Consider the following 5074-nt stretch of genomic DNA (forward strand, 5'->3'; position numbering starts at 1 on the left):
GGGGTCGCGGTGAGGCCGAGCGTGGCCAGGCCCGCGCGGCGGAAGCGCTCCATGAGGTGGGTGTCGCTCGGCATCGGCACGCCGTCGCCCAGCATCCGGGCCCGGAACGGGTCGGGACGCCCGCGGCGTGCGTGATGAGGTCCTTGATCGCGAAACGGCACCCCCGCGAACGGACCGTCGGACGCGTGGTCGAGCGGCGCGTCGAAGGGGCCGCTGACGAGTCCGTTGACCTGAGGCTGGACGGCGTCGAGCGCGGCGACGGCGGCCTCGGTCACCTCGTCGGCCCGCACCTCGCCGTCGCGGATCAGCGCGGCGAGCGCGGTGGCGTCGAGCTCGGTGTACTCGCTGGGCTTCATCGTGCTCCTCTGCCTGGTGAGGAGCGCACGGTAGGAGCGTTCGGACCTGGTGACATCGGTCGATCGACGGATACCGTGCCAGGGCCTGCCCTGCAAGCCATGGACCGTGCTCTTCGCGCCGAGATCGTCCCCGGGCGGCGTTGCCCCACGACCGAGTACGTCCAGTACGACGGCTCGTGCGGGCGCCTTGCCAGGAACGATCTCGATCACGAAGCCCACGGCCCCCGACTCACAGGACAGGCCCTCATGACCGCTCTCGCAGTGGCGCGTGAGTTGAGCTCGTTCCTGCGACGGCACGGGAGCCGGACGCCCGGCTCTGCTGAGGCGGCCGCGGAGAGCCTGCGGTCCATCGTGTCGTCGGACTGCCTGGCGCTCTCGGTCTGGGACCCCGGACGTCGACGGCACCGTGCGCTGGCCTCGTCCTACTCGGCGGAGGTCACCGGCTTCCTCGACGACGTCATGCACACGGACCCGCTGTTCGTGTCGGTGCAGGTCGGCGGCACTCCGGTCCGGGGTCCGCGACCTGCTCCCGCACCGCGGCGCGGCGAGGTCTTCGAGTCGGTCATCGTGCCGAGCGGCTTCCGCGACGGCGTCACCCACTGCCTCTTCGCCGCCGACGGCCGCTACGTGGGCATGGTGAACGCGAGCACCCTCGACACGCGCCACCCCGACGACGACGCGATGACGCTGCTCGGGCTGCTCAGCGCCGACCTCGCCGCGGCCCTGGACCCGGTGCCGCCGCCCCCCTCGCCCGCCGCTCGGCTGGCCGACGGCGTCACCGAGGGCCTCCTGCTCGATCCCGACGGGCGGGTCGTGCCCCTCTCAGCCCGCCCCGCCCCGAGCTCGTCGCCCCGTTGAGCGCCGAGCTCGACCACGTCCCGGGCCGTTGCGGCGCCTCGTCGTGCGGGGCGAGACCGTCTTCGAGATCGACGTCTACCGGACCGGCGCCGGAGTCGTCCTGCTGCACCGCGAGGTCCCGCCGCCCGACGGGCTCCACCCCCGTGAGCTGCAGGTCCTCTCGGGCATGGCCGCCGGCCTGAGCAACGCCGAGATCGGCGCCCTGCTCGGGATCGGCGCCCGCACCGTCGCCACGCACGTCGAGCACGTGCTGGGTCGGACGGGCTGCCGCAACCGGGCCGAGGCCGCGGCCCGCGCGGTGGGATGGGGGCTGGTGGTCGACGCCTCCGGGTGAGCGTTCAGATGGTCGTGACCATGCCGCCGTCGACCACGACGTCGGCGCGCGGTGATGGTGCCCGCGGCCGCTGAGGCGAGGAACAGCACGACCCGCGCGACCTCGTCGGCCGGGTGAACCGACCCACCGGGGTGCCTGCGACGGCGGGCGTCCCTCACCGCCGCCGGGTCGGTGGCCCTGCGCCCGCGCGACGGTCTCGGCCACGCCACCCGCGCCCAGCCACAGAGCCGTCTCGACGGGCCCGGGGCTGACCGTGTTGACCCGCACTCCCGCCGGTCCCAGCTCCTTCGAGAGCGACTTGCTGAAGCTGTGCAGCGCAGCTTGGCCGCGCTGTAGTCGATCACGCCCGTGGTCCGGCAGGGACGCGTTCACCGAGCAGACCGTGACGATCGTGGACGGCGCCCGCCGCACGAGGTGGGGCACGGCCGCCCGCGTGGCGCGGACGGCGGAGAGGCAGGTTCACCTCCAGGGCCCACTGCCAGTCAGCGTCGGTGACCTCGACGAACCCCTCGGTGCGGGGCCGGACCCCGCCCACGTTGTTGACCAGGACGTCGATGCCGCCGAAGCGGGCGACCGCCTGGTCGACGAGCGTCTGGCAACCGGCCGCCGTCGTCAGGTCGTCGAGGACGACGACCATCTCGCTCTCGTCGGCGAGCGCGCTGAGCTTCGGGCGACCCGTTCAGTGCGCCCGCGGCGACGTCGACGCCCTCGCCGACCAGTGCGCGCGCGATCTCCAGCCCGATGCCGCGGCTGGCGCCCGTCAACGACCGCGGTCCGGCCGGTGAGGTCGAGCTTCACTGGGCTCGGTCCTGCTGGGCCTGGTCCTGCTGGGCGTGGTCCTTCAGCCAGGTCAGGCAGACGTCGGCGATCTCGGGCCAGCCGGAGTCGATCACCAGGGAGTGGCCCCGGTCGGGGAAGGTCGTGATGTCGGTGACCGCCGAGGAGTGGCGGTACTGCTTGAGGGTCGAGCGGGTGACGGACTCGGGGACCGTGTGGTCGCGCCCGCTCGCGATGAGCAGGAGCGGCCCGCGGTTCTCGTTCGCGGTGTCGACCTTGGCGGGTGAGTGGGGGTCGAAGTTCGCCGAGGCCGCCTCGAACAGCGGACGTCCCCGGCGCCGGGATCGTCCAGCGCGCGAAGAGCTCGTTCGACTCGTCCTCCGACACCGCGTTGCGAACGCGAAGCGGAACTGCTCGGCGGTCAGCGACACCGAGCGGTGTTGTGGCCGGGTCTTGAACACCGGCAGCGTCGCCCGCAGCGCCGAGAGCGGCACGGGCAGGACGCCCTTGATCTGCGCGGCGTCGATCGCGATCGCGGCGCGGGCCTTGTCCTGCCCGAGGAGCTTCTGCGCGATCAGCCCGCCGAACGAGTGCCGACGAGGACCGGAGCCGAGGGCAGCGTGTCGATGATCGCCGCGAAGTGGGCCACGACGTCGTCGATGCCGTGGTCGGAGATCGCGTCGGGGTCGTCGCGCGAGGCCTCGACGGAGTCGCCGTCGCCCGGCCAGCCCGGCGCCTGCGGGTCGTAGCCCGCGTCGCGGAACCGGTCGATCCAGGGGTTCCAGGACGGCCGTGCAGCCAGAGGCCGTGGATGAACAGGACCGGTGTGCCCACTGGAGGTCTCCTTCTCGTTGGACCTCCGGGACGTTATGGCGGCTGCGGGCTGGTCGGCTTCAGTCGTCGAGACCGGGTGTCGGTGGTCCGGCCGCGGAGCTAGCGTCGAACGACTGAACGTGGAGCGCGCCCGAGAGCTGGCTCCGGCTGGTCACCCCGAGCTTCGGGAAGATGCGGTAGAGGTGCGAGCCGACCGTGCGGTGCGACAGGAACAGCCGCTGCCCGATCTCGCGGTTGGACAACCCCTGCGCGGCGAGCCGCGCGATCTGGGACTCCTGCGCCGAGAGCAGCTCGCGCGGGTTCGTCGTCGGGCGCCACCCCCGTTCCCGGTCGCCGGAGCTCGCGGTCGGCCCGTCGTGCCCCGGATGAGCGCCCGCCGCGTCGAACGTGCGCGGGCGGCGCGCAGCGGCTCGCGGGACTCGACGGTGCGCCCGCTGCCTGCGCAGCCAGGAGCCGAAGGACCAGCTGCATGCGGGCGCGGTGCCACGGGTACGGCCGCCCGGCGCCGTCCGAGGGCGGCGCGGAAGAGCTCCTCGGCCGAGGCGGGGTCGGCGAGGACGGCTCGCGAGTGTTCGAGCGCGATCGTCGGGCCGAGCGCGGGCGAGTCGCCGACCGCCTTCTCCATGGCGTCCAGCAGCGACCGCGCCTCCACGAGCCTGCCGGTGGGCACGGCGGCGTCGGCGAGGTAGCTGATCGTCCAGAGCTGCTGGACCCGCTGGCAGGCGGGGTCGCTCGGGACGAAGACGCGCTGCAGCTCGCCGTACGCGGGCTCGGGGCGCTCGGCACCGATCGCGGCGACGCCGCGCGCCAGCTGGACGGCGGCCAGCAGGGACGAGCTCGCGTTGGGCACGCGACCGGCGGTGTCCTCCGCCTCGGCGAGGAGCGGGTGGCGGACGTCCCAGCCGCCGCGCACGGCCTCGATCACGGTGACGGCGATCCGGGCGGTGGCCGCCCACACCTCCTGGCCGGTCTCGGCGGCGAGGCGTCGGCCTCGTCGGCGGAGCTCGACGCGTCGAACAGGCCCAGGTTGATCTCGGCCCAGCGCGGATCGCGAGCACCTCGGCGAGCAGTCCCATGCGGCCTTCCGCTCGGAGCTGCCGCACGGGTGCGGACAGGAACGACACGGCCCGCCCGAAGTCCCCCGACGCAGAACGCGGCGATGCCGAGCAGCCCGGCCAGGTCGGGCCGTCCGCCCGCGTCCGTGGGCCAGCGGTCCAGGTGTTCCACGATCTCGAGCTCAACGTCAGCGACTCCGACAAGGCGAGGACGGCCAGGAGCCGCGGGTCGCCCGCCTCCAGGGGCACCGCCCGCGCGGCCCGGACGATCTCGTCGCGGACCGCCTCCCGGGGGTCGCGCCACCACACCCGGCGGGACGCGCCGACCAGCAGCTGCATCGCGAGTCGCCGTCGTCATCGGCCGTGGCCCGTCGGGCCAGCGCGACGAGGTGCAGGATCTCGGCGGGCTCGCTCGTCGAACCGTCGTGGAACGCGCCCCGCAACCAGGTCAGGCGCGACCGTTCCCGCGTCCGCAGCGGCATCCCCGAGACCCGGGCCGTGATGCTCTCGACCTGGCCGAAGCGGCCGAGCTCGTAGCCCAGCTCGGCGGCGCCGAGCATCCGGGCGGCACGGTCGAGCGGGTCGGGCTGAGCGCGGCGGGCGTTCCAGCCACACGAGCGCGGTCGAGACCGCTCCGCGGCGGTGCGCGTCGCCCGCGGCGCGTTCGAGCCGGGCGGCGATCTCGTCGTCGGGACCCGGCGCGCCGGAGGCCTGGTGCCAGATCGCGCGGTCGGGTTGGCGGCCAAGGCGCCGGCCAGCGCCGCGTGGGCGTCCCCGCCGCGCGGCGGGGGACATCGCCTGCCGCAGCGCCGAACCCACCAGGGGGTGGCTGATCCGGTAGGTCTCGCCGACGACGGTCA

Annotated in this window: 8 protein-coding genes and 2 pseudogenes; 4 read left to right on the top strand and 6 right to left on the bottom strand. The window is 74.2% G+C overall.

Going from position 1 to position 5074, the window contains the following annotated elements; genetic code table 11:
• Window positions 1-566 (bottom strand): annotated as a pseudogene (locus KPL57_RS27525) (hypothetical protein); the annotation flags it as partial.
• A gap of 36 nt (window positions 567-602) precedes the next feature.
• On the opposite strand from KPL57_RS27525, the gene KPL57_RS27530 reads away from it, so the two are divergent.
• Together KPL57_RS27530 and KPL57_RS27535 are read left to right on the top strand one after the other, a co-directional pair.
• Window positions 603-1214 carry a hypothetical protein gene (locus KPL57_RS27530; protein WP_226353703.1) on the top strand — a complete coding sequence of 204 codons (612 nt, stop codon included), beginning with the start codon at window positions 603-605 and terminating at the stop codon, window positions 1212-1214.
• A 28-nt stretch (window positions 1215-1242) separates the two neighbouring features.
• The gene (locus tag KPL57_RS27535; protein WP_226353704.1) at window positions 1243-1548 is read left to right on the top strand and encodes a response regulator transcription factor; all 306 of its coding nucleotides are present in this window, start codon (window positions 1243-1245) and stop codon (window positions 1546-1548) included.
• 204 nt (window positions 1549-1752) lie between these two features.
• Here KPL57_RS27535 and KPL57_RS72845 read toward each other — a convergent pair.
• The 3 genes and pseudogenes from KPL57_RS72845 to KPL57_RS27545 all read right to left on the bottom strand — a co-directional run.
• A pseudogene (locus KPL57_RS72845) lies at window positions 1753-1971 on the bottom strand (SDR family oxidoreductase); the annotation flags it as partial.
• Entirely contained in the window at window positions 1889-2185 is a 297-nt protein-coding gene (locus KPL57_RS67465) for an SDR family NAD(P)-dependent oxidoreductase (RefSeq protein ID WP_264198631.1), read from the bottom strand. The pseudogene KPL57_RS72845 and the gene KPL57_RS67465, both read right to left, overlap by 83 nt.
• A gap of 157 nt (window positions 2186-2342) precedes the next feature.
• Window positions 2343-2819 (bottom strand): hypothetical protein, encoded by a 477-nt coding sequence (locus tag KPL57_RS27545; RefSeq protein ID WP_226353705.1) that lies wholly within the window; start codon window positions 2817-2819, stop codon window positions 2343-2345.
• A 132-nt stretch (window positions 2820-2951) separates the two neighbouring features.
• Here KPL57_RS27545 and KPL57_RS67470 point away from each other — a divergent pair, with 132 nt between their 5' ends.
• Window positions 2952-3074: a hypothetical protein gene (locus KPL57_RS67470; protein WP_264198632.1), complete on the top strand. Its 123-nt coding sequence runs from the start codon at window positions 2952-2954 to the stop codon at window positions 3072-3074.
• Window positions 3075-3218: 144 nt separating this feature from the next.
• Here the strand turns inward: KPL57_RS67470 and KPL57_RS27550 are convergent, their stop codons facing one another.
• Both KPL57_RS27550 and KPL57_RS27555 read right to left on the bottom strand, forming a co-directional pair.
• Window positions 3219-4235 carry a helix-turn-helix transcriptional regulator gene (locus KPL57_RS27550; RefSeq protein ID WP_226353707.1) on the bottom strand — a complete coding sequence of 339 codons (1017 nt, stop codon included), beginning with the start codon at window positions 4233-4235 and terminating at the stop codon, window positions 3219-3221.
• Window positions 4236-4402: 167 nt separating this feature from the next.
• Window positions 4403-4774: a hypothetical protein gene (locus tag KPL57_RS27555; protein WP_226353708.1), complete on the bottom strand. Its 372-nt coding sequence runs from the start codon at window positions 4772-4774 to the stop codon at window positions 4403-4405.
• Between the two features lie 82 nt (window positions 4775-4856).
• Here KPL57_RS27555 and KPL57_RS27560 point away from each other — a divergent pair.
• Window positions 4857-5074: hypothetical protein (locus tag KPL57_RS27560; protein WP_226353706.1), on the top strand; the 218-nt coding region annotated here is incomplete at its 3' end.

The sequence above is a fragment of the Pseudonocardia sp. ICBG601 genome, from assembly GCF_020496245.1.

Excerpts from the sequence above, each read along its gene's own strand:
- KPL57_RS67465 (WP_264198631.1), bottom strand. The coding sequence starts at position 2,185 with ATGGTCGTCGTCCTCGACGACCTGACGACGGCGGCCGGTTGCCAGACG.
- KPL57_RS27530 (WP_226353703.1), top strand. The coding sequence starts at position 603 with ATGACCGCTCTCGCAGTGGCGCGTGAGTTGAGCTCGTTCCTGCGACGG.
- KPL57_RS27555 (WP_226353708.1), bottom strand. The coding sequence starts at position 4,774 with ATGCTCGGCGCCGCCGAGCTGGGCTACGAGCTCGGCCGCTTCGGCCAG.
- KPL57_RS67470 (WP_264198632.1), top strand. The coding sequence starts at position 2,952 with ATGATCGCCGCGAAGTGGGCCACGACGTCGTCGATGCCGTGGTCGGAG.
- KPL57_RS27550 (WP_226353707.1), bottom strand. The coding sequence starts at position 4,235 with ATGGGACTGCTCGCCGAGGTGCTCGCGATCCGCGCTGGGCCGAGATCA.